The organism is Streptomyces canarius (genome assembly GCF_014650735.1).
In the GTDB taxonomy this organism is placed as follows: Bacteria; Actinomycetota; Actinomycetes; order Streptomycetales; family Streptomycetaceae; genus Streptomyces; species Streptomyces olivaceoviridis.
Window position 1 is genome coordinate 354,920 of sequence record NZ_BMVN01000005.1, and the last position, 24,563, is coordinate 379,482.

Genomic DNA, 24,563 nt, shown 5'->3' on the forward strand with positions numbered 1-24,563 from the left:
GAGATCTGGTTCGGGAAGTGGTCAGGCGGGCAGCGGCGCGTTCCCGACGATCAGGCGCTCCTCGCGGAGCGCGGTCCGGGACGCGGCCGGGACCGTCTCGGCGAGCGCGGCGACGTCCTCGGCGACGCGGCTGGAGCGGGTGGCGCCGGGGATGGCCGCGGCGGTCGCCGGACGGGCGAGGGAGAAGTGCAGCGCGGCGGCCTTGATGCCGACGCCGAGCCGCGCGGCGAGCGCCTTGATCCGCTCGACCTCGGCGACGATCTCGGCGGGGGCCTGCTGGTGCTCGAAGTGCGTACCGCCCGCCCGCGAGGACGCCCGAGCTGTAGGGACCGCCTACGACGATGTCGACGTTCCGCTCGGCCGCGGCGGGCAGCACCGCTGGAGGGCACGCTCATGGCCCGGTCGTGCCGTCGTTCCGCGAACTGGTGCCGAGCGGGGCCGGGACGGCGTGAGCGAGCGGGCGGGTCGCGTGGCGGGGTGGGGGGCAGGTGTGCCCGTGCCCGGCGCGGGAACTTGGTTCGACCGGGTGCGGCCCTGGTGAGAGGAGTCCCGGGTGACAGCGTCGACATCGGTGGCGGGCGGTCGGGAACCGGGTGCCCAGGAGGCCGGCTACGAGCCTGATCCGCGCCGGTGGCGCGCGCTGTGGGTCACCTTGGTGGCGGGCTTCATGAGCCTGCTCGACGTGACGATCGTGGCGGTCGCCCTGCCCACCATCCAGCGGGACCTGGGTGCCTCCCCCGCACAGGTGCAGTGGGTGGTCTCCGGATACGCCCTGACCTTCGCCCTCGCCCTCGTCACCGCCGGGCGTCTCGGCGACGCGCTGGACCGGCGCCGCATCTTCCTGCTGGCCCTCGGCGGTTTCGTGGTCTTCAGCGCGGTCTGCGGAGCGGCCCCCGGCATCATGCTGCTGGTGGCGGCCCGCCTCGCCCAGGGGCTGGCGGCCGGCTTCATGGCCCCGCAGAACTCCGCGCTCATCCAGCAGCTGTTCCGCGGCGCCGAACGCGGCCGGGCCTTCGGCTTCTTCGGTGCCACCGTCGGCGTCTCCTCCGCCGCGGGCCCCCTCACCGGCGGTGTCATCCTCGCCCTCGCCTCCGGGGCCCAGGGCTGGCGGTGGATCTTCTACGTCAACGTCCCCATCGGCATCCTCGCCATCCTCCTCGGCCGCCGCCTGCTGCCCCGCACCCGGCGCTCCGGGCGGGGCCGGGTGGACGTGCCCGGCGTCCTGCTCCTCGGCCTGGGCGTCCTCGCGCTCATGTACCCGCTGGTCCAGGCGGAGTCCGGCGGTCTCGACCGGCTGTGGTGGCTGTTCCCCGTCGGTGCGGCGGTGCTCGTCGTCTTCGCCCAGTGGCAGCGCCGCCTGGTCGCCCGGCACGCCCAGCCGCTGCTCGACCCGCGTCTGTTCAGCACCGTGCGCGGCTACGCCGTCGGCGCCGGCATAGGAACGCTGTACTTCATCGGCTTCAGCGGGGTCTGGCTGGTGTTCGCGCTCTTCTACCAGCACGGCCTCGGCTTCTCCCCGCTCCGGTCCGGCCTCGCCGTGACTCCGTTCGCCCTCGGCTCGGCGAGCGCGGCCGTGGTGTCCGGGCGGCTGGTGGACAGGTTCGGCCGCCTGCTCACCGTGTGCGGCCTGACGGGCGTGATCGTCGGTCTGGGCGGCACCGCGCTGCTGCTCCGCTTCGTGCCCCTGCACCTCGCTCCCTGGGTCGCCGCGCCGGTGCTGTTCCTCGGTGGCGTCGGCGGTGGCTTCGTGGTCTCCCCCAACATCACGATGACCTTGCGGGACGTGCCCGTGCGGATGGCGGGCGCGGCGGGCGGCGCCCTCCAGACCGGGCAGCGGCTGGGCGCCACGCTGGGGACCGCCGCCCTGCCGGGCCTCTTCTACCTGGTGCTCGGCCGGAGCCACGACTACCGGGGCGCCCTCGTGACCGCGCTGTGCGCCGCCCTCGTCGGGATGGTGGCGTCCCTGGCGCTCGCGATGTTCGACTGGCAGCGCGACCGGCGGCTGAGCCAACCGCACCGGAAGTGTCCGGACGAGGTCGCGCACGACCCGGTGCACGCCCGGCAGACCTGACCGGCCCGCGCCCGCGCACGGCCGGCCGGGCCGGGGAAGGACCTGCGGACGGCCTCGCCGACCACCGGCGGGAACCGGCCACGACCCTGGGTGCCTTGCATCCGGAAGGCAAAGGCTGACCGCACGGCCGGGGGTGGTCCGGCCTGCCGTGACGACCCCGCCGGGACATGGGACCGCCATGCACCGGCGCGGGTGCCCCGCCCACCGCGGTGTCCGGGCCGCGCGAGCGCCCGGGGGCGACGGTGGCACCCCCGGGCGCCCGGCCGGCGATGGCCCCGCGGCGCGGCCCCGGCGCCCGCAGGGCCATCGGAGTGGTGCCGGGCCGTGTCGGGCGGCGGGCGCGGCCGGGGTTGGCCATGCTGGGCCGGAGCGGCACCCAGTGGCGACAAGGAGCACCCGCATGCCGACGGACCCGGTCGAACGATTCCTGGCGGCGCTGGACCCCCACCACCGGGAGGCCGTCGGCGCGCGGTCGCGCGAGGAGCAGGAACGCCTCGCGGCGGCCTGGGAACGGGAACTGGAAGCGGACGACGAGCTGGACACGCTCGACGAGCTGTCCCCGCCCGCGGCGGAGGCCGAGGCGGCCCGCCGCGTCCTGGAGCGCGACGCCGACTAGAACGCCGGTTGCCGGCACGCCCGGCACCCCGTGCCCCGTGTGCGGTCAGCCTCGCGGAATTCGGCGGAATCCCTTACGGCGGGCCTCGCGCCCTCGGCGTTAGGGTCGGCCACGTGACACTCTCCATCGAAGAACGAGAGCGGTTTCTCGCGGAGCCTCACATCGGCGCGCTGTCGGTCGTGGAACGGCCGGACCGCGCCCCGCTGACGGTTCCCATCTGGTACCAGTACACGCCGGGTGGCGAGCTGTGGGTGCGCACCGGGGTCGATTCCCGCAAGGCGCGGGCGATCCGCACCGCGGGGCGTTTCAGCCTGATGGTGCAGCGCACGGAGCCCACGGTGCGCTACGTGTCGGTCGAGGGGCCGGTCACCCGGACGGCCCCTGACAGTCACGAGCACTCCTGGGAGATGGCGGCCCGCTATCTGCCGCGGGAGAAGGTCGCCGGGTTCGTGGAGTACGACCGGGCCCGGCTCGGCGAGCACTTCCTCGTCTACATGCGGCCCGAGCACTGGGTCTGCGCCGACCTGGGAGCCGTCTGACGGCACGGGCGCCGGGCCGGGGCCCCGCCCGCCCGGTGCCCTCGGTCAGTCCAGGCCCAGGCCCCGGCGGCCGGTGTCGTTCAGCTGGTCGAGGGTGAACCGGCCGGTCCAGGCGCGTTCGTAGTGCTCCTCGGGGAAGTCGCTCGGGCTGGAGCCGGTGACGAACGCCTCCCGGACCAAGGCCGCGTACCTCTCGTTGCGGGGGCACCAGGGGGCGGCGGGGATGTACATGACGTTGCCCCAGCCCTTCTGGTTCTCCACCGGGGCGACGCCGTGGACCATGTCGCAGTGCCACCAGACGGAGTCGCCGGCCCGGACGTCGGGGATCGGGGTCAGCGCCCGGTAGAGCATCGGGTGCCAGCGCCTGGTGACGGGGAAGACCTGGCCTGTGCGCACGCCGCACAGGGAGTCCTCGGGGACGTCCGGCAGCAGGGGGCGCAGCAGCAGGTAGGCCATGACCTCCGGGATCGGCACCGTGTGCAGCACGCCCTGGTCGGCGTCCATGTCGGACAGCGCGGTCCAGCCCTGGAAGGTGCGGAAGGCGGAGCACATGGTGGAGCCGGGGTACTGGGGACCGGTGGTGCGGTGGGCCGCGTCCCAGGGGTCGTACCGCTCGGCGGTGCCGTCGAAGAGGTGGCGGAAGGCCTGCTGGTACTCGCGCGTCATCCACAGGTCGAGCGTGCCCGGGTCGCAGTGGGTGCCGAGGCCCGCGGAGTCGGTGCCCGGCGGGCGGCGGCGGATGCGGTCGGGGTAGAGCGCGTCGCGGTCCGGGTCGAACCACCGCGTGCCGTCGTCGGCGGTGTGCTTCCAGAACGAGTTCAGGAAGGACTGGACGGTGGCCATGCGCCCGGACTGGCGGGCCCGCATCTGGGCCTGGGACCAGTAGACGGGGTAGATCTCCGGCTTGGAGCCGACGCTGCCGAAGAAGTCGTCGCCGGGGCCGGTGTAGTTCTCGAAGAACTCGTTGCGCTCGACGTAGTCGACGATGTCGGCGTCCCAGGCCAGCGCCTGCTCGCGCGGGAAGTGGGCGCGTACGACGAGACACCCGCGCTTGCTGAGCTTGGCCCTCTGCGCCGGTGTCACCGCTCCGTCGGCGATCGCGTCGTAGTCCAGGACGGGCCACACCTCCTCGCCGCCCGCGCGGTCGGCCTCGATCTCGGCGACACGGGCCTCGATGCGCTGCTCGACGGCCGCGAACACCTCCTGGACGCTGCGGCCGGAGGCTTCGATGCGGGCGCGCAGGGCGGGCTTGATCTCGCGGATGGCGGCCGAGAGGTCGGCCGGGGTCTCCTCCCAGTGCGGCAGGGCGGCGGGGTGCTGGGGTCCGGCGGCGCGTGTCATGGCCCGGCTCCTTTGGTCAGGACTCCTTACTAGAACGACGGTAGGCACGTCGGACTTATTTAGGCAAGAGTCCTTACTAGAATGGGCCGCATGCCTCAGCCGAAGCCGTCACTGGAGATGCTGCGCGCGCTGACCGACGAGAACGTGCTGCGCGCGCTCATGGACCACCCGCGTCTGACCAGGGCGGAGATCTCCGCGCACACCGGGATCTCCAAGCCGACGATCTCCGACAGCGTCCAGCGCCTGACCGGGGCCGGCCTGGTCGTCGACACCGGCGAACGCACCACCGGACGCGGGCGGGTCGGCTCCTACTACGCCCTCGCCCCGCGGCTCGGTGCCGCGCTGGTGGCGAGCATCACCCCGCACGGTGTGACGGCCGAGGCCGTCGACGCCCTCGGCCACGTGCACGGACAGGTCCGCACCGCGCTGGAGGCGAACGCGGGACCTCAGACGGCGGCCGGGGCCCTCGCCGGGGCCGCCGGACAGCTGGCCGAGCGGAGCACCGGCCCGCTGCGCCTCGCGGTGATCAGCGCCGCCGACCCGGTGGACCGCGGGACGGGCCGGCTGGTGCATCTGCCCGACGCCCCCTTCCTCGTCGGCGACCTGGACCCGCCCAGCGTCCTCGCGGGGCGCGTGACGGGCCCCGTGCTGGTGGACAACGACGTCAACTGGGCCGCCCGCGCCGAACACCGGGCGGGCCGCGCCCAGGGCGTCGACGACTTCGTCTACCTGCACCTCGGCGAAGGACTCGGCTGCGCCGTGGTGAACGACGGCGCGGTCCGCCGCGGGCACCGGGGCCTCGTCGGGGAGATCGCGCACCTGTGCACCTACGGCCCGCACGGCGAGGCCATGGCCTTCACCGAGGTGTTCGCCGCCCTCGGCCTGCGCCGGCCCTCCTCCACCGCCATCGACGTCCCGGCCCTCCGGGAACTGCTCGCCGGGCACGGCGAACGGGCCGAGCGGATCCGCGCCGCGCTCGCCCGGGCCGTCTGCGGCGTGCTGTCCGCGGCCGTCTCCCTCGCCGATCCGCGGATGATCGTCATCGGCGGTGCCTGGGGGCCGGATCCGGCCATGATCGCGGCCGTCGAGAAGCACTTCCAGCGCACACCCCGCCCCGTCCCCGTCACCGCGGCCACGCTGTCCTCGCCCGAACTGTCCGCGGCCCGCGTCCGCGCCGTGGAGGAACTCCGCTCGCTCGTCGTCCGGACGGCACGCCCCGCACCGGACCAGGACACGTGACGCGAGTGCGGCCGGCCGGCCCGGAGAACGCGACGAGCACCCCAGGGCCTGGCACGGTCACGGGCCGGTGTGGGTGACGAAGACCCAGCGCCCGGGGTCGTACGGATCCGCGTCACGCTGGGCCCGTACCGCCTGGTGGAGGGCCGCTGCTGCCCGCGAGGCGTCAGGCGGCCAGCCACGGTCGGTGAGGGTGGAGTACACCTGGTCGGCGATCTCCTTCGCACGGGCGTCCTCGACGGACCACATCGAGGCGATGACATGGCGGTATCCGGCGAACTGGAAGCCGCCCGCGAGATGAATGGCCTCATCGGACAGGGTGAAGCCCCCGTGCCCGCTCTCGCAGGCGGACAGGTAGGCCAACTCGGCGTGCTGGAGGTCGAGTCGGGCGATGTCGGTCACCCGCAGGCTGCGGTCGTGCAGGAAGAGGGAGCTCCGGCCCGGCTGGAAGGGGTCGTTGGTGCCGTGGCAGGCGAAGTGGACGTAGGGATGGCCGGGAAGCGCCTCCAGCACGGAGGCGTGCGTCGCCCCGGCGTCGGTGAGTTCGGTGACCCGGGCGGGGAATCTGTTCCGCAGGAGAGCCGCCTCCTGCCGGGCCCCGGGCAGGAGCGGCTTGCCGGGGGCGTACGGCAGGGGGCCCGGCTGCGCGACGATCAGCAGTCTTCCGTCCGTCGGGCGGGGGGCCCGGCGGTCATGCGCGCGCAGGAGCGCGCGGAGCGTCGCCGTGTAGGAGGACACCGCCCGGTCCATGACCGTTCTCGGGGCGTGGCCCGGCTCGACGTCGTCCGGGTCGTGGTATCCGGCCGCGTGGAGCGGCAGGGTGGCCAGAACGCTGGTGGCGCACCACCACAGGCGCGGCCAGTTCTCAGGTGGCCCGGAAAGCGCCGCGGTCCGTCCGAGCGCGTCCAGGACGGGCGCCGCCACGGTGTCCCACAGCCATTCCAGGGTGCCGAGGACGGTCTGGCGGGCGACTCCCGGGCCGGAGTTCGTGCTGTCGGAGCGGCCGTCCGCGAGCGTGGTGATCGCTTCGAGGTAGGGTCCGGTGCGCTCGACGGCCTGGAGAGCGGTCATGTCCGGGAGCGGGACCACGGTGACCGTCCCGGGCCGGACCACCAGGGCGTCGCAGCGGTACCGGCTGACATTGACCATGATCACGGGGCCGTGGGCCGCGCCGCGGGAGAGTTCCTCGAACCCGGTGGGCCGCAGGAAGTCGGCGAACCCCGGAAGGCGGCGGACCTCGTCGACCGTGCGGTCCCAGGACTCGACGACCCCCGCGAGCCCGAGCGCGGTCCGCCCGTGCCCGGGCTCGGGAACCCGCGGCCGGCCGGTCGCGGGGTGCGGCCGGCCCAGTTCCTCCTGCAACGCGCCGAGCCGGGCCGCCAGGCCCGGGTGCGCCCGGCGCAGGACATTCAGGTCGGACCGGAAAGCCGATGCCTGGCTCCACAGCACCGAACGGCCCTGTTCCAGCATCTGTACCGCCTGCTCCGGCCGGCCCGCGGAGACGGCGCACGCGGCGGCATCGGATGCCACGCCGTGCAGTCCCGAGAGGACCTGTTCCTGAGCGGTGCGCTCGATGCCCGAGGAAGCCACGACCGGGAGCAGTTCCACCGCTCGGCGCAGGGCGTCGGCGGCGGCGGCCCAGTCCCCCCTCCTCGTGAGCAGATCCCCCCATTGCTGCGTGGCGACCAGGCGCATCCGATGGGAGGTCGCCTGGGACGTCGCGGCCGAACGCGCCGCGGCGATCGCCTCGTCCAGGTCCTCCGGGCTGCCGGTGGCACGGAACCGCTCGTCGAGCGAGAGCGCGAGGCTGACCAGCCGCTCGCCGTGCAGCATGTCCCGACTGTCGCCGTCGGCCACCACGCTGCGTCCGACGGCGACAGCATCGTCGATGTCGGAGAGCTCACCGGCCGCGACGAACCTCTTGCGCAGCAGGTCGGCGTGGCGGTGGAGCAGGCTGGTGCGCTGGTGCGCGGGCGCGTCGGCGGGCAGGAGTTCGGCCGCTCGAGAGAGCGCGACGAGGGCGTCGTCGAGGTCCGTACGAGTCCCCTGCTGGTCGAAGCGGCTGCTCAGCGCCGAGGCGAGCTTCTCCAGGACCCCCGGGCCGTTGCCGTCGTCGCCGGGGCCCATCGCGTCGAGGGCCTGGCGTGCCACGGCCACCGCCTCGTCGATGTCGGCGAGTTCGCCCGTCTGCTGGTGACGCGCCGTCAGCAACTCGGCGAGGAGCGCGAGCCGGGAACCGGGCAGCGGTGTGCCGGGGCCGCCCGCGACGGATTCGCGCGCCAGGGAGATGGCGTCGTCGAGGTCGGTGTGGTCGCCGGTGTGCCTGTGGCGCACCTTGAGGATCCGGGCCAACTGGCTCTTCAGCAGCGGGCGGTCCGAGTCGTCCGCGGTGTGCATGCCGAGCCGCATGACATCCACCGCCCGGTCGAGGTGGACCCGGTCCCCCGTCCTGAGGAAGTGGCCGTGGAGGGCCTCCCCGAGGCTCTGTATCCGCCCGGCGCAGTCGTAGCCGTCGGACGCCGGCACCCCGGGGTCCGTGCCGGATGCGGGCGGGAGGCGTTCCAGCAACCGCGCGGCCTCCGCGGCGTCGTCGGGATTCCCCGCGCTCCTCAACCGCTCGGTGAGCGCGGTGCTCAGCTGCCATGCGCAGTCCGACCGGTCCGGAGCGTCCGGCGGCAGGAGTGCGAGCGCCCGCCGTCCGGCCTCCACCGCCGTGTGCAGATCGGCGGAGTCACCGGTCAGGGAATGCCGCAGCATGCTGCCGTTCAGCAGGTTGACGTGCCCGTCGGGCTCGCCGGGGGCGAGTGCCACGGCACGTCGGGTGGCAGCCAGTGCCGCGTCCAGATCGGCGCGGTCACCGTCCCGTCGGAAGCGCATGACGAGGGCGGCGCCCAGGTTCTGCTGCTCGGCGGCACGCTCCTGGCCGTCGGCGGCGCCGATCGCGCGACGGTACTGCTCGATGGCCGCGTCGAGTGCGCTGCCGTCGCCCGCGAGCACGGCGCGCATCCGGTCCTCGGCCGCCCGCGCGGCGCGCCGGTACCCGGCGGACACACCGGGGGAACCGTCGTGGGGCGCGGCCGGTTCTCCCGTGGCGTCGACGGACGGCTTCCGGCGCCCGCCCCGCCACCACGAGCCGCGCTCGCGGGCCGTCCGTGGCTCCACCGCGGGTGTGCCGTGTCCGGGCTCGGGCCGGGCCTGTGGCACGGGCTCACCGGAGCGGGGCGGGCGCTGCTCGATCCACGCCCGCAGCTCTCGCACGCTGTGCAGCGCGCCCTGCCGCGACGGCCCGTCCGGCGGGATCGCCGCTTCCGCGTCGTCCACCACGTCCAGCGCGGCCTGTCTGTTCCGCCACGTTCGCTCGGCGTCGTACCGGAGCGCCAGGGCGAGCCCGAGGTTGAAACGCACCAGCGCCCGGTCGGCCGGGTCCCGCGGGCCGAGCGCCACCGCCTCCCGTCCCGCACGCACCGCCGCGTCCAGGTCGGCCCGTGTGCCGCCGAGGTCGTACCGGACACGCAGCGCACAGCCGAGACGGTCGAGCAAGGTCGTGTAGTCCGGGTGGTCGGGGCCGGCCGCCTCCAGCGCTTCCCGGAGCAGCTCGACCGCCCGCTGCGCGGGCGCGCCCTGACGCGACCGGCCCGCGAGGTCGACCAGCCGGTCCGCTTCCCCGGCCAGGGTCTCGGGCACGGTGTAGCGGGCAGCCATACCGAACGCCTCCACCAGGAGGCGCGCGGCGGCGGTCAGTTTCCGCGGATCTGATCGGTGGACGGGTGCCAGCAGGCGGGCGGTGGTGCTGACGTCGGGCAGCCGCTGGCCGGGGGACAGCACATCCAGGCGGCACAGCAGCAGCCAGCCGACGAGTTGCAGATCGGATACGAGGCTCTGCTCCTCGGCCCGCGCCATCACCAGCCGCCCGAGCCGGACCACCTCGTCGTACGCCTCGGCAGTGTGGACCGACGCCACGTCGGCGTGGTCCAGGTAGCGGCGCACGCGCGCCAGCAGCCGCGCCCGCACGGCGTCCCGGTCGTCATGGTGCGTCAAGCCGAACCACCCCCAGTGTTCGGTTCTCCGGACGGCGACGTCGTCGTGTCGGTGTCCTACCCCACGACAACGCAGGACGAGCCGCGGTGGTTTCAGGTCGCACGGGATCCACACGTCCGATCCCCCGAATCCGCTCGCCGTCGCACCTCTCCCGTGCCTACGCTGACCATGAAGAAGCGGCTGTGGGGGCGGGGCGGGGCCGTCCTGTCCCCGGGGGGAGGGACGGCATGTCGGCCGAGGAGCTGACGGAGGACCAGGCCCTGGCCCTGTGGTGCGACCGGCTGCCCTCCTTGCAGACGAGGGCGGCGAGGGCCGGACTCGCGTCACGGCTGGATCGTGACATCGCCCGGGTCCGGGACGGCGGTTCGGCCGTGCGCGCCTGCCGCAAGTGGCTGCCGGAGGACGACGAACCCGGTGGCCGCACCACACGCTCGTGGTCCGGCGAGACCGGTACCGCCTTCGCCTCCTTGCCGGGGGGCCGGGAGATCCGCCGTACCGGAGTCGGTGCGTACGCCTGCCCCACCGGCGCCTGCGCGCGCCGGGCCGGCCGCGATGAGCAGGGTCATCCGCCGGCCTGCGCCGCCTTCGGAACACCGATGCAGGCCATGGGCTGAGGCTTCCCGGATGGTGGGATTCCTGACCGAGGTCGGCAAGCGGATAGCGGATCGCTGGTTCACCGGCCTCCTGCTGCCGGGCTGCCTGTTGCTCGCCGTGCTCGGATGCGCGCTGCGGTTGGGGCACGCGCATGCTCTCGACTCGGGCCGGCTGACGGCCGGCGTGGAGCACGCGGCACCGCAGTGGCGCGACGAGCCGCTCCGGGTGTTGGTCGCCGGGGCCCTGGTGATCGCAGCGGCCTGCCTGGCGGGGCTGGCGGCCCAGGGGTGCGGATGGCTGACGGAACGCTGTTGGCTGCGCCACCGGCGGCTGATCGCCCTGCCCGTGCTGCGTCGGGCCGCCCGGCGGTTCGTGCCGTCGCGCCGGCAGAGGGCTGAGCGGGCCGCGGAACGGTCCGGCATCGTGCCCGTCGCCGGTTACCTCCCCCAGCGTCCGACCTGGATGAGCGACCGGATGCGGCTGATCGAGGCCCGGGTGTACGCCCAGCACTGGATCAGTGCCACGCTCGCCTGGCCCCGCGTCTGGCTGCTGGCGGACGAGACCGCACGGGCTCCGGTGCACAGCGCGCGGCAGCGGTTCGCCGCCGCCGTCACGCTCGCCGGATGGGCCGAGTGCTATGGACTCGCCGGGTTGCTGTGGTGGCCCGCCGCGGTCATCGGCGGCCTGACCTACGCCGTCGCCCTGTACCGGGCGCGTGCCGCCTTGGACGAATTCGCCACCCTCGTGGAATCCCTGGTCGACATCCAGGGCCGGGCGCTGGCCGACTCGCTGGGCGTACCCCTGCCCACAGGACGCATCACAGCCGCGGAGGGCGCGCTGATCAACGACATCCTGCACAAAGGCGACTAGGTGTGCCGTCCGGGACGTGGGTGACGCGTCCGGCCACGAGCCGCCCGTGGTCACGACCGGGCCGGGCAGGGGGTCTCCGGGGCCGGGCGGTGGTCCGCCCGCCGTCATGCCGGCGAGCGTGGCGTGCGGGCCCGGGCCGGCTCGCGTCCGGCACGGGAAGCGAGGCGGTGTACTCGGCTCGCAGTACACCGCCCGCTCGGTGCCTGGGTGGTACGGCGCTCAGGGCGCCCAGGGTGCCTCGACGGACCAGGTGGTGTCCTCGGTGAAGGTGCTCGGGTTGTCCCAGGTGTGGGTCCCGCCCGGCTGGGCCAGCCACAGTTCGGCGTTGATGTGCCGCAGGTACTGCCCGGGGAAGTTGGCCGCCGACAGCCGGATGCCGCCCTCGCCCTGGACGGGGCACCAGGTGGCGTCGGCCTTGTACAGGGCGGAGGTGTCGCCCGCCTCCCGACGGATCCGGAAGTCGCGGTGGCGCAGGTACTCACCGGGATAGTTGCGGGACTCGAAGGAGTAGCAGAGCTTGTTCGCCAGGCCCGGCTTCACCTTCCAGGTGGCGTCCTGCTTCAGCAGGTCGCTGCTGCCGGAATCGACCACCTCCGTGGAGCCGAGGCCGTTGTAGTGACGGATGTAGCGGTCGGTGTGGCCGGGTGTGGTGACGCGGATCGACACGTACTGCTCCAGGGGCAGCTTCACCGGCGGGCCGAGGGTGCGGGAGGCGGCGACGAGCGCCTGGTTGGCCGCGCGGACCCGGGACTCGTCGACCTTGACGACCCGGCGGTCGTAGGTCATCAGCCCGTTGGTCTCGTTCTCGACGTCGGTGATCTGGGTGTAGACGGACGCCGAGAGACCGCCGGCGGGCATGGCGTTCTCCCGGATGCCGTCGAGCAGGCCCACGAACCGGTCGTCGAGCGCGGACAGGCTCGGCTGGTCCTCGTAGCTGAAACCGCCGCCCGGGTACCACTCGTGGCCCTCGACCCGGTGGCCGAGGCCGCCGAACTCCCCCAGCACCGAGGCCCGCACCGGTTCCGTCGGCGTGTTGCCCGGCCCGACGTAGTTGTGGTTGTCGACCACGTCGCCGTTGCCGCCGTCCTGGGCGCCGCAGCAGTTGACTCCGCTCATGTTGTCCACGAGGCGCGAGGGGTCGTACGCCTTGACCATGTCCGCGATGCGCGCCTGGTCGTACTGGCCCCAGCCCTCGTTCTGGTCGACCCACTGGATGAGCGCGGGCGAGCTGCGGTGCTGGTCGATGACGGCCCGGTACTCGTTCTCCCACTGGGTGCGGGCCGCGCCGTCCGGTGCCTTGCCGCTGTCCATGGACGGCATGTCCTGCCACACCAGCAGCCCGAGCCGGTCCGCCCAGTAGAACCAGCGTTGCGGTTCCACCTTGATGTGCTTGCGGACCATGTTGAACCCGAGGTCCTTGTGCTTCTCCAGGTCGTACCTGAGCGCCGCGTCGGTGGGGGCGGTGTAGATGCCGTCCGGCCAGTAGCCCTGGTCCAGGGTGCCGGTCTGGAAGACGAAGCTCCCGTTCAGCACCGGTCGGCGGACGCCGTTCACGTCCTTCACCGCGATCGAGCGCATGCCCGCGTAACCGCCGACCTCGTCACCGCCCGGGCTGCCGGTCAGCCGGGCGGTGACGTCGTACAGGAACGGGTCGTCCGGCGACCACAAGCGGGCGTTCGGCACGGGCACGGAGAACTCGGTGCCCACCGTGCCCGTGGCGCTCGCGACCGGCGTACCGCCGCCGGAGACGGTGACCTCGACCCCGGTGCCGGTGGCCCCGGCGGCGCGCACGGTCACGCGCAGGGTGCTGTCCTCCAGGTGCGGGACCAGGTCCAGGCGGGTGATGTGTGCCGCCGCGGTCGGCTCCAGCCAGACGGTCTGCCAGATGCCGGACGAGGCGGTGTAGACGATGCTCCGCCCGGCGTGCGGGGTGACGTCCTGGACGCGCTGCTTGCCGATGGCCTGGCCGCCGGTCTCCGTCGGGTCGTACACGGACACGACGATCGTGTTGCCCCCGCCCCTCCTCAGCAGGGGTGTGATGTCGTACGAGAACGCGTCGTAGCCGCCGCGGTGCACGGCGCCCGCCTGCCGGCCGTTGATCCAGACGGTCGTCTCCCAGTCGGAGGCACCGAAGTTGAGCTGGACGCGGCGGCCGTCCCAGCCGGCGGGCACGGTGAAGGCGCGCTTGTACCAGAGCCTGTCGTTCCCGGTGATCTTCCGCTGGATGCCGGAGAGCGCGGACTCGGGCGCGAACGGGACGCGGATCCGCTCACCGAACGTCGCCGGCCGCGCGGCGTCGCGGGCGGTGACGGCGAAGTCCCAGATGCCGTTCAGGTTGGCCCAGTCGGGCCGGGTGAGCTGGGGACGGGGGTACTCCGGCAGGGGGTGGTCCACCGGCACCTGATCGGTCCAGGGTGTGGGCATCGGCGTCGGCTTGGACGTCCAGGGCACAGCGGCTTGTGAGGGGGAGGCCCCCGCGGTGAGGAGGGTGGTGACGGCCAGCGTCGTCACCACGAGGGCGCTCAGGACGTGCCGCAGGTGCCGTAAGGCCTGTCCCGGCCGGACCGGCCGGAGGCCCCTGCGGGGTGGGAGTCTCAGCACGGTGTCTGCTCCATGTCTGCTCCATGTCCGTTCCGGACGGGGCCGTGGTCAGCCGGTGTAGGTGTGCAGGGTCAGGCCGTACCGGCTGAGGATCTCGTTGACGGGCTGGAACCAGGTCTCGCCTCCGCCGGCGCAGTTGCCCCAGCCGCCCGAGGTGACGCCCTGCGCCTGGTCCCCGGTGATGAAGGAGCCCCCGGAGTCGCCGGGTTCGGCGCAGACACTCGTCTTCGTCAGCTGGTGCACCGCGCCCTGGCTGTAGTTGACGGTCTCGTTGATCGCGAGCACCGTCCCGCAGTGCCAGTGCGACGTCGATCCCGACCGGCAGACGGAGGAGCCGACGGGCGCCACGGCCGAGCCGCGCACGAGCTGGTCGGGCACCGTGCCCCAGCCCAGCACCACCGGAACCGTCCACCAGCCGCTGCCCACGCTCACCCAGGCGTAGTCGTTGTCCGGGAACGAGGAGCCCTGGAACGTGCCGATGTACGAGCCGTCCCAGCCGCTGACTCCGGCGCCGGGCGAGCCGCAGTGTCCGGCGGTCACGAAGCCGCCGTACACCGAGAACCCAATGGAGCAGCGGACGTTGCCCGTGTAGTAGGGGTCCCCGCCGACGGTGCCCGCGGCGAAGGTGCGCGGGGCCGCGGAGACGGTCCGGACGGTGACGGGACCCGCCTCGCGGGCCCGGGACACGAAGCGCCGGACATCGTTGTCGGAGCGGTCCTTCCCCACGACGTCGACGACGACCGTGCCGGCCGTCGGATCGACATGCCAGCCGCTGACCCCCGAGGGGGCGGGGAGCCGGTCGAGGCGCGCCTTGACGGCGTCCAGTTCCCGGGCCGTGTGCGCGGCGGTACGGGTCTCGGCGCCGGCCGCCTCGATGACGCGGCGCGCACCCGGCGGGACATCCGGGGTGAGGGCCACCGTCAGGCGCCCTTTCGCCGCGTCGAACCAGGAGCCCGCGTAGGCGTTCCCGGCCGCCCGGCGCACCTTCGGATCGAGGGCGGCGGCGGCCCGCTCGGCCGCGATCCGCGCCTCGGCCTGCTTCCGGGTGAGGCCGAGATCGCGCTGCATGGCGATCAGGACTCCTTCGGACGCGGGTTCGGCGGCGGAGCCGGGAGAAGCGGTGACGCCGGCTGGGGTGGTGGCGCCGGTCGCCGCTGCGGAGGCCGCGCCCGCCGCGCCCGATCCACCGAGGACCAGCAGCGCGGCCAGTACGGCATGCGTAAGTCTCGTGCGTCTCATGGGACTTGCCCTTCGTCGTTCCAGGGGTGGGGTGGAACAGCCGAGTTCTGAGAGCGCTCTCATGCGTGGCGGGGCAGAGCCTAGCCGCCCCCTGCCGTCAGGTCCATGCCAATGCGGGATGTGGGTGGGGAACGAGAGAGGGCGGCCTGCGCGTGCCTGGACGTGCGCCCGTGCCCGGGCGGGTGCCCCGGGCACGGGCGCAGGCCGCCGGTTTCCGGCGGAACCGCGTTACAGGGCGCGTTCCAGACGGTCCGCCATCAGCTTCACGAACCGGGCCGGTTCCTTCGGCTGGCCGCCCTCGGCGAGCACCGCCAGGCCGTGCAGCACCTCGGCGGTCTCGGCCAGCTCCGAGCGGTCCTCGCGTTCCTTGTACGCCTGGTTGAGGCCCTTCACCAGCTGGTGGTCCGGGTTGAGCTCCAGGATCCGCTTGGCGCGGGGCACCTCCTGGCCCATGGCGCGGTACATGTTCTCCAGGGCCGGCGTCAGGTCGTGCGCGTCGGAGACGACACAGGCCGGGGAGACGGTGAGCCGGGAGGACAGGCGCACCTCCTTGATGTCCTCGTCGAGTTGCTCCTTCATCCAGCCGAGCAGCCCGGCGTACTCCTCGGTCTGCTTCTCCCGCTCGTCGTCGGCGGTGTCCTCGTCCTTGGCGTCGAGATCGATCTGCCCCTTGGCGACGGACCGCAGCTTCTTGCCCTCGTACTCGCCGACGGCGTCGGCCCACACCTCGTCCACGGGGTCGGTGAGCAGCAGCACCTCGATGCCCCGGTCCCGGAACGCCTCCATGTGCGGGGAGTTCTCGATGCTCTGCCGCGACTCGCCGGTCAGGTAGTAGATGTCCTCCTGGCCGTCCTTCATCCGCTCCACGTAGCTCTTGAGCGTGGTCGGCTCGGTGTCGTGGTGGGTGCTCGCGAACGACGCGACGGCGAGGATGGCGTCGCGGTTCTCCGAGTCGGTGACCAGCCCTTCCTTCAGGACGGTGCCGAACTCCCGCCAGAAGGTGGCGTACCGCTCCTTGTCCTTGGCCATCATCTCCTTGACCGTGGACAGGACCTTCTTCGTCAGCCGGCGCCGCATCATCTCGATGTGCCGGTCCTGCTGGAGGATCTCGCGGGAGACGTTGAGCGAGAGGTCGGCCGCGTCGACCACGCCCTTGACGAAGCGGAGGTACGGCGGCAGCAGCGCCTCGCAGTCGTCCATGATGAACACGCGCTTGACGTAGAGCTGCACGCCGCGCCTGAAGTCCCGCGTGAACAGGTCGTGCGGGGCGTGCTCGGGGAGGAACAGCAGGGCCTGGTACTCGAAGGTGCCCTCCGCCTGGAGCCGGATCGTCTCCAGCGGGTCGCGCCAGTCGTGGGCGATGTGCTTGTACAGCTCGTGGTACTCGTCGTCGGACACCTCGTCGCGGGGCCGCGCCCACAGCGCCTTCATGGAGTTGAGCGTCTCCGGCTCGGGTGCCTCGTCGCTCTCGTCCGCCGTGGCAGGGCGCTCGGGCACCATCCGGACGGGCCAGGTGATGAAGTCCGAGTACCGCTTGATGATCTCCCTGATCTTCCAGGGCGAGGTGTAGTCGTGGAGCTGGTTCTCCGGGTCGGCCGGCTTGAGGTGGAGCGTGACCGAGGTGCCCTGCGGCGCGTCGTCCACCCGCTCCAGCGTGTACGTGCCCTCGCCGCGCGACGACCAGCGGGTGCCCTGGCTCTCGCCGGCGCGCCGGGTCAGCAGGGTGACCTCGTCGGCCACCATGAAGCCGGAGTAGAACCCGACGCCGAACTGGCCGATGAGTCCTTCCTCCCCGGCCGCGTCCTTGGCCTCGCGCAGCTCCCGCAGGAACTTCGCGGTGCCCGAGTTGGCGATCGTGCCGATGAGCTGCCCGACCTCGTCGTACGACATCCCGATGCCGTTGTCCCGCACGGTGAGCGTACGGGCGTCCTTGTCGATGTCGATCTCGATGTGCGGGTCGGACACGTCGGCGTCGAGCGAGTCGTCCCAGAGCTTCTCCAGGCGCAGTTTGTCCAACGCGTCCGAGGCGTTGGAGACGAGCTCCCGCAGGAAGACGTCCTTGTTCGAGTAGACCGAGTGGATCATCAGCTGCAACAACTGACGGGCCTCTACCTGGAACTCGAAGGTCTCGGTCGGCATGTTCGCGAATACCTCACAGGTCCTGTCGCCGGAACTGGCGGAGCCACTGTAAAACACCACGTCAGCGCGGTGGCCGGAAAAGCGGGCCGTGACCGGATCCGCACCGTTCGCGTCCGCCTCCGCACGGGCGCGCACCACCGCCGACGCGCTGCGTGGCCAGTTTCTCACGCTGGGGAACGACACCGCCGTACCAGTGCCGTTGCCGAAGCCGGGGCTCATAACCGGCGATCCCCCGGGTACTCGCCGAATCCAGGTCCCGACAACCGTCCGGGACCGTCGGCAGCCGAGCAAGGACAAACGGAGGTACGGAGATGAGCACGGTCAAGGAAGCGGTGGAAGTCGACGTCCCGCTGCACACCGCCTACAACCAGTGGACGCAGTTCGAGGACTTCCCGAACTTCATGGAAGGCGTCGAGGAGGTCAGGCAGCTGGACGACCGGCACAATCACTGGACCACGAAGATCGGCGGGGTACGGCGCGAGTTCGACACGGAGATCGTCGACCAGCTGCCCGACGAGCGCATCACCTGGCGCACCACCAGCGGCGACACCAGCCAGAAGGGCACCGTCCGCTTCGAGCGCCTGGACGACATGCACACCAAGGTCGAGCTGGTGATGGATGTCGAGCCCAGCGGAGCCGTGGAGAAGGCCGCTGATCTGATCGGCACGATCGACCGGCGCGTCAAGGGAGACATGAAGCGGTTCAAGCAGTTCATCGAGGAACAGGGCGGGGAGTCCGGTGCCTGGCGCGGCCGGATCCGGCCCGGAGACAGCGGCTCGTCCCTCTGATCCGGACGCGGCCGTGACGCATACGCCGCCGGGCACACGGGCTCGGCGGCCGTTTGCCGCCGCGCCGGGCCGTTGAGGGAAGAGGCGGCGCCATGGATGCCGAGTCCCGCATCAGGGCCTCGATCGAGGAGCACTGGCGGGCTTCCGACCGGGGAGACATCGAGGCCGAGCACGCGATCTACGCCGCGGACGCGGTGCTGGACTACCCGCAGTCGGGCGAGCGTTTCCGGGGCCGCGAGACGATCGCCGCACAACGCGGCGGGCACCCGGCCGACCGGCGCTTCACCCTCCTGCGCATCACCGGCCACGCGCAGGTATGGGTGAGCGAATGTGTCATCACCTACGACGGCGCGCCTTCGTACGCGGTGAGCCTCATGGAGTTCGCCGGCCGGCAGGTCGTGCACGAGACGCAGTACTTCGCCGGTCCCTTCGGCACGCCCGCGTGGCGGGCCGCGCTCGCCGAGCCGATGCCGGGGCGGACTCTCGTGGAGGGCTGATCGGATGCCTCCGGGGCGTCAGCGCGCTTGCCGTCGCCTGCGGTGTCCGTGGCGTGGAAGCGTGTCCGGCAGGCCCCCGGCCGTGGGCGGTGGCCGCCGGGTCCCACCGCGTGCCACGCTGTCCGGCAGCGCGAGCGCGCCCGCCGATGACAGGGCCTGCGCACTCCTCCGCAGGACGACGGACGATCCGATGACCGAGCCCCCGGCCGACGCGACCGGCGTGATCGCGCGGCGCGCTTCGGCTCGCACTCTCCCGTCCCACGACGCACGATAATCACAGGGGACACTCGGACCACGGTCCGTGCTCCGGGCCGTGGGCGGCAGGAGGAGGTCGTCATGACCCGCGCCGACACCGTCGCCGCAGCCCGGATACCCGACACGATCCAGCCGGGCGGCATCGAATCGGAGAACCACCCCTGGAGGATCCGGCTGGTCAAGCATCCGGAACGCTTCGAGTCCTCGTTCTTCCAGGCCGCGAAACGCACGGCCCACAAGATTCTGGACGAGATCGACGACGCCGACCTGCCCTACGGACCCCGGCCCGTGGCGCCCGCGCACTGGGAGATGCACCACGGGGGCAGCCTGTGGGTGAAGACGACGAGCGGCTGGCGGATGTACCGGGCCCGCGCGGGCATCGAGTGGAGCATGCAGTTCTGTGCCGAGCCGTCCAAGATCGACCGGCTGCGCCAGGACGCGGCCACCCTGGTGGCGGGGTTCCCCGAGACGCTGCCTGCCCTGGCGGAACTGGGCTACGAGGAAGCCGGGGAACTGCTGCGCACGCCGATCACGGACGCCGACGGCGTCGAGGCGTGGACCGACTCGCTCTTCAACGCCTGTGTGCCGATGAGCCGCGGCGACCACCAGGGAATCCTGCCCAAGGTGCCCGGTGAGCACCACTACCCGTGGCCCGTGAAGGGTGCGGACTTCTTCCGGTACGACGACTTCCAGCTGTGGGTGACCCTGCCCGACGGGACGCACGGCGCCGTGGCGCCGGTGGACCGGCGGGGGTCCGGTGACGGGCATGTGCGTCTGGTGCTCGCCCCCGAGGGCAGCCGGGCCGCGGACGCGCTGGCCGAGGCGCAGGACCGCGGGCTGATGGCGGTCCTGCCGCCGAACAGCTCCGCCGCGCTCCAGGCGTTCGCCCACCAGATCGAGTCGGGGCAGCGCACCGCGTCGGGGCCGCCGGCGACACGCCGGGCACACGCGCACGGGAACGGCCGCGGCTTGCGGGCCCGTTGAGCGAGGTGACGCCCACGTCCGGCGTCCGGCCGGCAGGGGCTCGGGACGCTCCGCCCCGCGGGAGGTGCCGCTGGGCTGCCGGGCACGTCCACAGCAACCGTGGGATCCGTCGTCGGCGCCCTGGCTCTCTCCGTCATCTGCCCGGCCGGGGTGACCGGTTGTTCCTCCGGCTCCGGCCCCGACGCGTCCGACGACGGTTCCCCGCTGGTGAAGGGGTTGCGCACCGTGTCCGGCGACAGCGGCAGAAGCGGCCCGGTGACCTATCTCGACGCCGCCGCGGTGCGCGGGCTGAGCGAGGACGGGCAGAAGCGGTCCGCCGCCGTGAGCCGCCCGAGCAGCGCCCTGCTGAACCCGTACGACCCCGGTCCGTGGGCGGGGCACCTCAAGGAGGACCAGGTGGACACCGCGGTCGACACCAGGGCGGCGGGACACTGGCAGGGTTCGTTCGACGCGGCCGGCATCACCGCCTCGCTGAAGGCGAACGGCCACACCCGCGGCGAGCAGGACGGCAGGGAGACCTGGACCCGCCCGCACGGCAAGGGCGTGGCCCCGCAAGTGTCGAAGGACACGATCTCCTACAGCGTGCCGGGCACCGCCCCGCTGTCGGCCGTGCACCCTGAGGAGGGCGCCTCGCCGGCCGACATCGAGGAGTACCAGCGCGCGGCCGGTTGTCCGGGCGACGTCTGCCGCGCCGACTTCAACCCGTTCACCGCCACGAAGCCGGTGCGCCCGTCCGCGCTCGGCCGGCACGCCGGCTCCGCGGGGGAGAACACCGAGGTGCTGTGCGCCGTGGTGAAGGACGGGGCGACCGCCCGGCGCCTCGCGGCCGACCTGCGCTCGGTGATCCGCGAGGAGTCCCCGCAGTACGACGGCGCGAAGGTCACCGTGCGGCAGGGCGAGGGGCCGCTGGTGCGGACGACCGTCCCGGACACCGCCGCCCGACGCCCCGGCCGTCTGATGCTCTCCGACCTCGACCTGTGGCCGGCCGTCGGCAGACTGTGAGGGGACACGGGCGGCGATGTCCGGCGGAAGCCGCCTGCTCAGCTCGGGTTGTCCCCGTGGGTGAGGGTCTCCCAGGCGACGAAGAGGTTGTTGCTGCCGGCCGGGCGGTTCTGTTCGGTCAGGGCCTGGGTGTTGGTCATGGCGATGCCCAGGCGGTTGTGCAGGGCGTTGTAGCCGACCTCGGTGACCGGGCCCAGCCCCCGGTTGACCGACCCGCCGCACAGCCAGCTCGGGACGGCGGTGCCCAGTTCGTACTTGGACTGGAAGCCGAGCGCCTGCCGCAGCCGCTCGCCCACGTCGGTGCCGTACAGGTCCTGCCCCTGGATGCGGCTGGTCTCGGCGACGTGTGAGATGGCCGAGATGCCGTAGCCGGTGTGGGTGAAGTCGCGGCAGGTCTCCTGGGTGAGTCCGGTGACGAACGTGGACTGGCCCTGCCAGTAGGAGACGATCTTGTCGCGCGTGTTCAGGTTCTGGCTGGGCACGGTCTTCGGCAGGTCGCCGTCGGAGGCGAGGTACACGTACGCGGCGGTGCGGCTGCGGAACTTCGCCATGGCGGTGTCGTACGACGCCTTGTCCTCCAGGAAGACGGAGATGCCGACGGCCGCCTCCATCATCGACAGCTCCCAGTTGCCGTTGGAGTTGGAGCCGTTGATGATCTCGGGCAGGTACACGTTGCGGAGCATGGTGGCGAACCGGCCGGAGTTGGCCCACGTGCCGGTGTACGTGTACTTGATGATCTCGGCGGCCTTCGGCCAGGAGGATCCCGCCCAGCCCGTTTGCAGCGGGGCGTTGCTGTTGGTGTGGTCCTGGAGCACGGCGGACCAGGCGTCCATCAGCTCGATCGCCTTCTTGGCGTAGCGCTCGTCCCGGGTGATGTACCAGGCGAGCGCGTCGGTGTACGCCGCGATCGCGTCCTCGCGTTCGTCCGTGCAGCCGTAGTTGGGGTTGGAGTACGACCCGCACTCGACGACGGCGCGCGGCTGGGGCGTGCGGCTGAGGCTCGCGTACTTGCTCGCCATCATCTGGTCGTACGCGCTCTTCCAGGGCTGCGCGCCGGCGAGCACCTTGCTCCGGGCGAAGTCGAGTTGGGCGCTGGAGACGGTGACGCCGGGGTGGGTGAAGGTGGCGGGGGCGGCCTCCGCCCGCTGGCTCCCGGGCCAGGAGAGCAGTCCGGTGGTGAGCAGGGTGGCCGCCGCCGTGAGGGCGAGAGCGGAACGCGGGGACTTGCGGCGGCGCCGAGCGGGTGTGTCCTGCATCTGATCCCGTCCTCGTATGTGAACGAAATGCTGCTGACTGAACGTGCGAGTTGACGAGACCATAGGTACGGACCAGTTGGCCGTCAAGTGAACGGGAGCGTCAACTCCCTCTCTCCACAGTCACGTTCGTGTCTTGACGGGATTGGTTCAGACCTCTTAATTTCCCGGTGCCGGGCGGGCCTCCGCACGCAGCACTCGGTCCGGCGAGGCCCTCCCTTTCCTCCACCGACGCGAAAGGCAGTGATCTCTCCCCTTGGCCGCTCAATCCCCTCACCGCGCCCCGCTGTTCAGGACCGCGCTCGCCGCCGCGGTCGCCCTCTCGGCCGGGCTGTTGGCCGCCTCCCCCGCACAGGCCGCCACCGGCACGATCACCGGCCTCGCCGGCAAGTGCCTCGACGTCGCCGGGGCCGGCTCCGCCGACGGCACCGCCGTACAGCTCTACGACTGCAACGGCACCAGCGCCCAGCAGTGGACCGTCGGCAGCGACGGCACCATCCGCGCCCTCGGCAAGTGCCTCGACGTCACCGGCAACTCCACCGCCGACGGCGCCAAGGCACAGCTGTGGACCTGTACCGGCGGCGCCAACCAGAAGTGGACCGTCACCGCCGCCCACGACATCGTCAACCCGGCGGCGAACAAGTGCCTGGACGTCACCGACAACAACTCCGCCAACGGCACCCGGATACAGATCTGGAGCTGCACCGGCGCCGCCAACCAGAAGTGGAACGCGCCGGCCGCGCAGCAGCCGGCCGAGCAGTGCTGGGCGACGCACTACGGGCCCCAGCCGCCCGGTGCCCTGACGGCCAGCGGCGAGGTCTTCGACAACAACGCCGACACGGCGGCGACCTCCCTCAGCCGCCAGCCACAACTGCCGTTCGGCACCCGCGTCCAGGTGACCAACGTCGCCAACGGCCGCTCACTGGTGGTCCGCATCAACGACCGGGGCACCTTCGTGCAGACGCCGCAGGAGCCCAAGTGCCTTGACCTGACCGACGGCGCGTTCGACCGGCTCGGCGGAAGCCTGAACCCGGACGCCGGACACATAGTCGTCACGCAGACCGTCCTCAACTGATCGATTACGCCGCGGAGTCGCCGGCCGACGTGCCGCCGCCTCGCCTCCGCACGTCCGTACGTCCCCCCTCCCCGTACGCCCCGTGAACTGGAGCCCATCTCCCATGAAACTCCCGTACTTCAGACGGATACCGATGAGACGCGTGCACCTCGGACGGATGCTGGCCGCCTCCGTCGCCGCCTGCCTCGCCGTGCTGTGCGCCGTCACCCCGGCCCAGGCCGCCGACGGACAGATCACCGGCCTCGCCGGCAAGTGCGTCGACGTGGCGGGCGCGAACAGCGCCAACGGCACCGCCGTACAGCTCTACGACTGCAACGGCACGAACGCCCAGCGGTGGTCCAACCCCGGCGACGGCACCCTGCGGGCGCTCGGCAAGTGCCTCGACGTCGTCGACCGCGGCACGGCCGACGGAGCCGCCGTACAGCTGTGGGACTGCTCCGGCGGAGCCAACCAGCAGTGGGTGGTCACCGCCGCGCACGACATCGTCAACCCGGCGGCGAACAAGTGCCTGGACGTGCGGGACAACACCTCCGCCAACGGCACCCGCCTCCAGATCTGGAGCTGCACCGGCGGGGCGAACCAGAAGTGGAACGCGCCGGCGAGCGGCGGTGGCGGCACCACGCCTTCCGGGTTCGTCGTCTCCGAGGCCCAGTTCAACCAGATGTTCCCGAACCGGAACTCCTTCTACACCTACAGCGGTCTCACCGCCGCCCTCGGCGCCTACCCCGCCTTCGCGAACACCGGCAGCGACACCGTGAAGAAGCAGGAGGCCGCCGCCTTCCTCGCCAACGTCAGCCACGAGACCGGCGGCCTCGTGTACATCGTGGAGCAGAACACCGCCAACTACCCGCACTACTGCGACTGGAGCATGCCGTACGGCTGTCCGGCGGGCCAGGCCGCCTACTACGGACGCGGCCCCATCCAGCTCTCCTGGAACGTCAACTACAAGGCCGCCGGCGACGCGCTCGGCATCGACCTGCTCAACAACCCCTGGCTGGTGCAGAACGACTCCGCCGTCGCCTGGAAGACCGGCCTGTGGTACTGGAACACCCAGTCCGGGCCCGGCACGATGACCCCGCACAACGCCATGGTCAACGGCGCCGGCTTCGGCCAGACCATCCGCTCGATCAACGGCTCCCTGGAGTGCGACGGCAAGAACCCCGCCCAGGTCCAGAGCCGTGTCGACGCCTACCAGAGGTTCACCCAGATCCTCGGCGTCAGCCCGGGCGGCAACCTGTACTGCTGACCGGCCTCCAGCACGCCCCTGGCGCACAGGGCCGGCACCGACCGGGCCCGCGCGCCAGGGGTTTCCTCGTGGTGCCGCCCGGTTCCGGAAACCAGCCGGACGCCACCGGACGCAACCCCTTTCACCTGCCACACCTCATCAAAGAGCGCCCAGACATCCGATGTGTTGCCCGATAGCCG

Annotated in this window: 18 protein-coding genes and 2 pseudogenes; 13 read left to right on the plus strand and 7 right to left on the minus strand. The window is 72.3% G+C overall.

The genetic code is table 11. The features are described 5' to 3' along the window. Positions 1-21: 21 nt before the first annotated feature. Positions 22-396, minus strand: a pseudogene (locus tag IE294_RS10610) (aldo/keto reductase); the annotation flags it as partial. A 157-nt stretch (positions 397-553) separates the two neighbouring features. Between IE294_RS10610 and IE294_RS10615 the strand changes: the two are divergent. From IE294_RS10615 to IE294_RS10625, 3 genes are all read left to right on the plus strand, one after another. Beyond that, positions 554-2,071, plus strand: a complete 1,518-nt coding sequence (locus IE294_RS10615; protein WP_189884603.1) for an MFS transporter — start codon at positions 554-556, stop codon at positions 2,069-2,071. A gap of 400 nt (positions 2,072-2,471) precedes the next feature. Continuing rightward, positions 2,472-2,687 carry a hypothetical protein gene (locus tag IE294_RS10620; protein WP_189884605.1) on the plus strand — a complete coding sequence of 72 codons (216 nt, stop codon included), beginning with the start codon at positions 2,472-2,474 and terminating at the stop codon, positions 2,685-2,687. Between the two features lie 113 nt (positions 2,688-2,800). Further along, a complete protein-coding gene (locus tag IE294_RS10625) occupies positions 2,801-3,226 on the plus strand; it encodes a pyridoxamine 5'-phosphate oxidase family protein (protein ID WP_189820456.1) in 426 nt (141 codons plus the stop codon). Positions 3,227-3,271: 45 nt separating this feature from the next. Here the strand turns inward: IE294_RS10625 and IE294_RS10630 are convergent, their stop codons facing one another. Beyond that, the gene (locus IE294_RS10630; protein WP_189884607.1) at positions 3,272-4,567 is read right to left on the minus strand and encodes a DUF1479 domain-containing protein; all 1,296 of its coding nucleotides are present in this window, start codon (positions 4,565-4,567) and stop codon (positions 3,272-3,274) included. A 90-nt stretch (positions 4,568-4,657) separates the two neighbouring features. Here IE294_RS10630 and IE294_RS10635 point away from each other — a divergent pair, with 90 nt between their 5' ends. Then, positions 4,658-5,806 carry an ROK family transcriptional regulator gene (locus IE294_RS10635; RefSeq protein WP_189884609.1) on the plus strand — a complete coding sequence of 383 codons (1,149 nt, stop codon included), beginning with the start codon at positions 4,658-4,660 and terminating at the stop codon, positions 5,804-5,806. A gap of 57 nt (positions 5,807-5,863) precedes the next feature. On the opposite strand, the gene IE294_RS10640 is transcribed toward IE294_RS10635, so the two are convergent. Next, positions 5,864-9,841 (minus strand): CHAT domain-containing protein, encoded by a 3,978-nt coding sequence (locus IE294_RS10640; RefSeq protein ID WP_189884611.1) that lies wholly within the window; start codon positions 9,839-9,841, stop codon positions 5,864-5,866. A gap of 227 nt (positions 9,842-10,068) precedes the next feature. On the opposite strand from IE294_RS10640, the gene IE294_RS10645 reads away from it, so the two are divergent. Next, positions 10,069-10,455 carry a hypothetical protein gene (locus IE294_RS10645; protein WP_189884613.1) on the plus strand — a complete coding sequence of 129 codons (387 nt, stop codon included), beginning with the start codon at positions 10,069-10,071 and terminating at the stop codon, positions 10,453-10,455. 10 nt (positions 10,456-10,465) lie between these two features. Next, on the plus strand, positions 10,466-11,305 hold the full coding sequence (locus IE294_RS10650) for a hypothetical protein (RefSeq protein WP_189884615.1): 840 nt from the start codon (positions 10,466-10,468) through the stop codon (positions 11,303-11,305). A 219-nt stretch (positions 11,306-11,524) separates the two neighbouring features. On the opposite strand, the gene IE294_RS10655 is transcribed toward IE294_RS10650, so the two are convergent. The 3 genes from IE294_RS10655 to htpG all read right to left on the minus strand — a co-directional run bounded on the left by IE294_RS10655 (position 11,525) and on the right by htpG (position 17,284). Further along, positions 11,525-13,819, minus strand: coding sequence for an AbfB domain-containing protein (locus IE294_RS10655; protein ID WP_373315806.1), 2,295 nt, complete (start codon positions 13,817-13,819; stop codon positions 11,525-11,527). Positions 13,820-13,954: 135 nt separating this feature from the next. Then, on the minus strand, positions 13,955-15,145 hold the full coding sequence (locus IE294_RS10660; protein WP_189884617.1) for a S1 family peptidase: 1,191 nt from the start codon (positions 15,143-15,145) through the stop codon (positions 13,955-13,957). Between the two features lie 228 nt (positions 15,146-15,373). Next, entirely contained in the window at positions 15,374-17,284 is a 1,911-nt protein-coding gene (gene htpG, locus IE294_RS10665; RefSeq protein ID WP_189884619.1) for a molecular chaperone HtpG, read from the minus strand. Positions 17,285-17,595: 311 nt separating this feature from the next. Here htpG and IE294_RS10670 point away from each other — a divergent pair, with 311 nt between their 5' ends. The 4 genes from IE294_RS10670 (at position 17,596) to IE294_RS10685 (ending at position 20,810) form a co-directional block, all read left to right on the plus strand. Further along, entirely contained in the window at positions 17,596-18,072 is a 477-nt protein-coding gene (locus IE294_RS10670) for an SRPBCC family protein (protein ID WP_189820460.1), read from the plus strand. Positions 18,073-18,164: 92 nt separating this feature from the next. Further along, complete coding sequence (locus IE294_RS10675) at positions 18,165-18,569, plus strand: nuclear transport factor 2 family protein (protein ID WP_189884621.1); 405 nt, start codon at positions 18,165-18,167, stop codon at positions 18,567-18,569. 336 nt (positions 18,570-18,905) lie between these two features. Further along, positions 18,906-19,808, plus strand: coding sequence for a DUF6424 family protein (locus IE294_RS10680; protein ID WP_189884623.1), 903 nt, complete (start codon positions 18,906-18,908; stop codon positions 19,806-19,808). 99 nt (positions 19,809-19,907) lie between these two features. Continuing rightward, the gene (locus IE294_RS10685) at positions 19,908-20,810 is read left to right on the plus strand and encodes a hypothetical protein (protein WP_229917108.1); all 903 of its coding nucleotides are present in this window, start codon (positions 19,908-19,910) and stop codon (positions 20,808-20,810) included. Between the two features lie 38 nt (positions 20,811-20,848). On the opposite strand, the gene IE294_RS10690 is transcribed toward IE294_RS10685, so the two are convergent. Beyond that, entirely contained in the window at positions 20,849-22,066 is a 1,218-nt protein-coding gene (locus IE294_RS10690) for an alginate lyase family protein (protein ID WP_189884625.1), read from the minus strand. A 283-nt stretch (positions 22,067-22,349) separates the two neighbouring features. On the opposite strand from IE294_RS10690, the pseudogene IE294_RS47475 reads away from it, so the two are divergent. The 3 genes and pseudogenes from IE294_RS47475 to IE294_RS10700 form a co-directional block, all read left to right on the plus strand. Further along, a pseudogene (locus IE294_RS47475) lies at positions 22,350-22,805 on the plus strand (lectin); the annotation flags it as partial. Between the two features lie 57 nt (positions 22,806-22,862). Next, positions 22,863-23,138 carry a septal ring lytic transglycosylase RlpA family protein gene (locus IE294_RS47480; protein ID WP_229917124.1) on the plus strand — a complete coding sequence of 92 codons (276 nt, stop codon included), beginning with the start codon at positions 22,863-22,865 and terminating at the stop codon, positions 23,136-23,138. A 133-nt stretch (positions 23,139-23,271) separates the two neighbouring features. Beyond that, complete coding sequence (locus IE294_RS10700) at positions 23,272-24,384, plus strand: chitinase (protein ID WP_189884626.1); 1,113 nt, start codon at positions 23,272-23,274, stop codon at positions 24,382-24,384. Positions 24,385-24,563 lie beyond the last annotated feature (179 nt).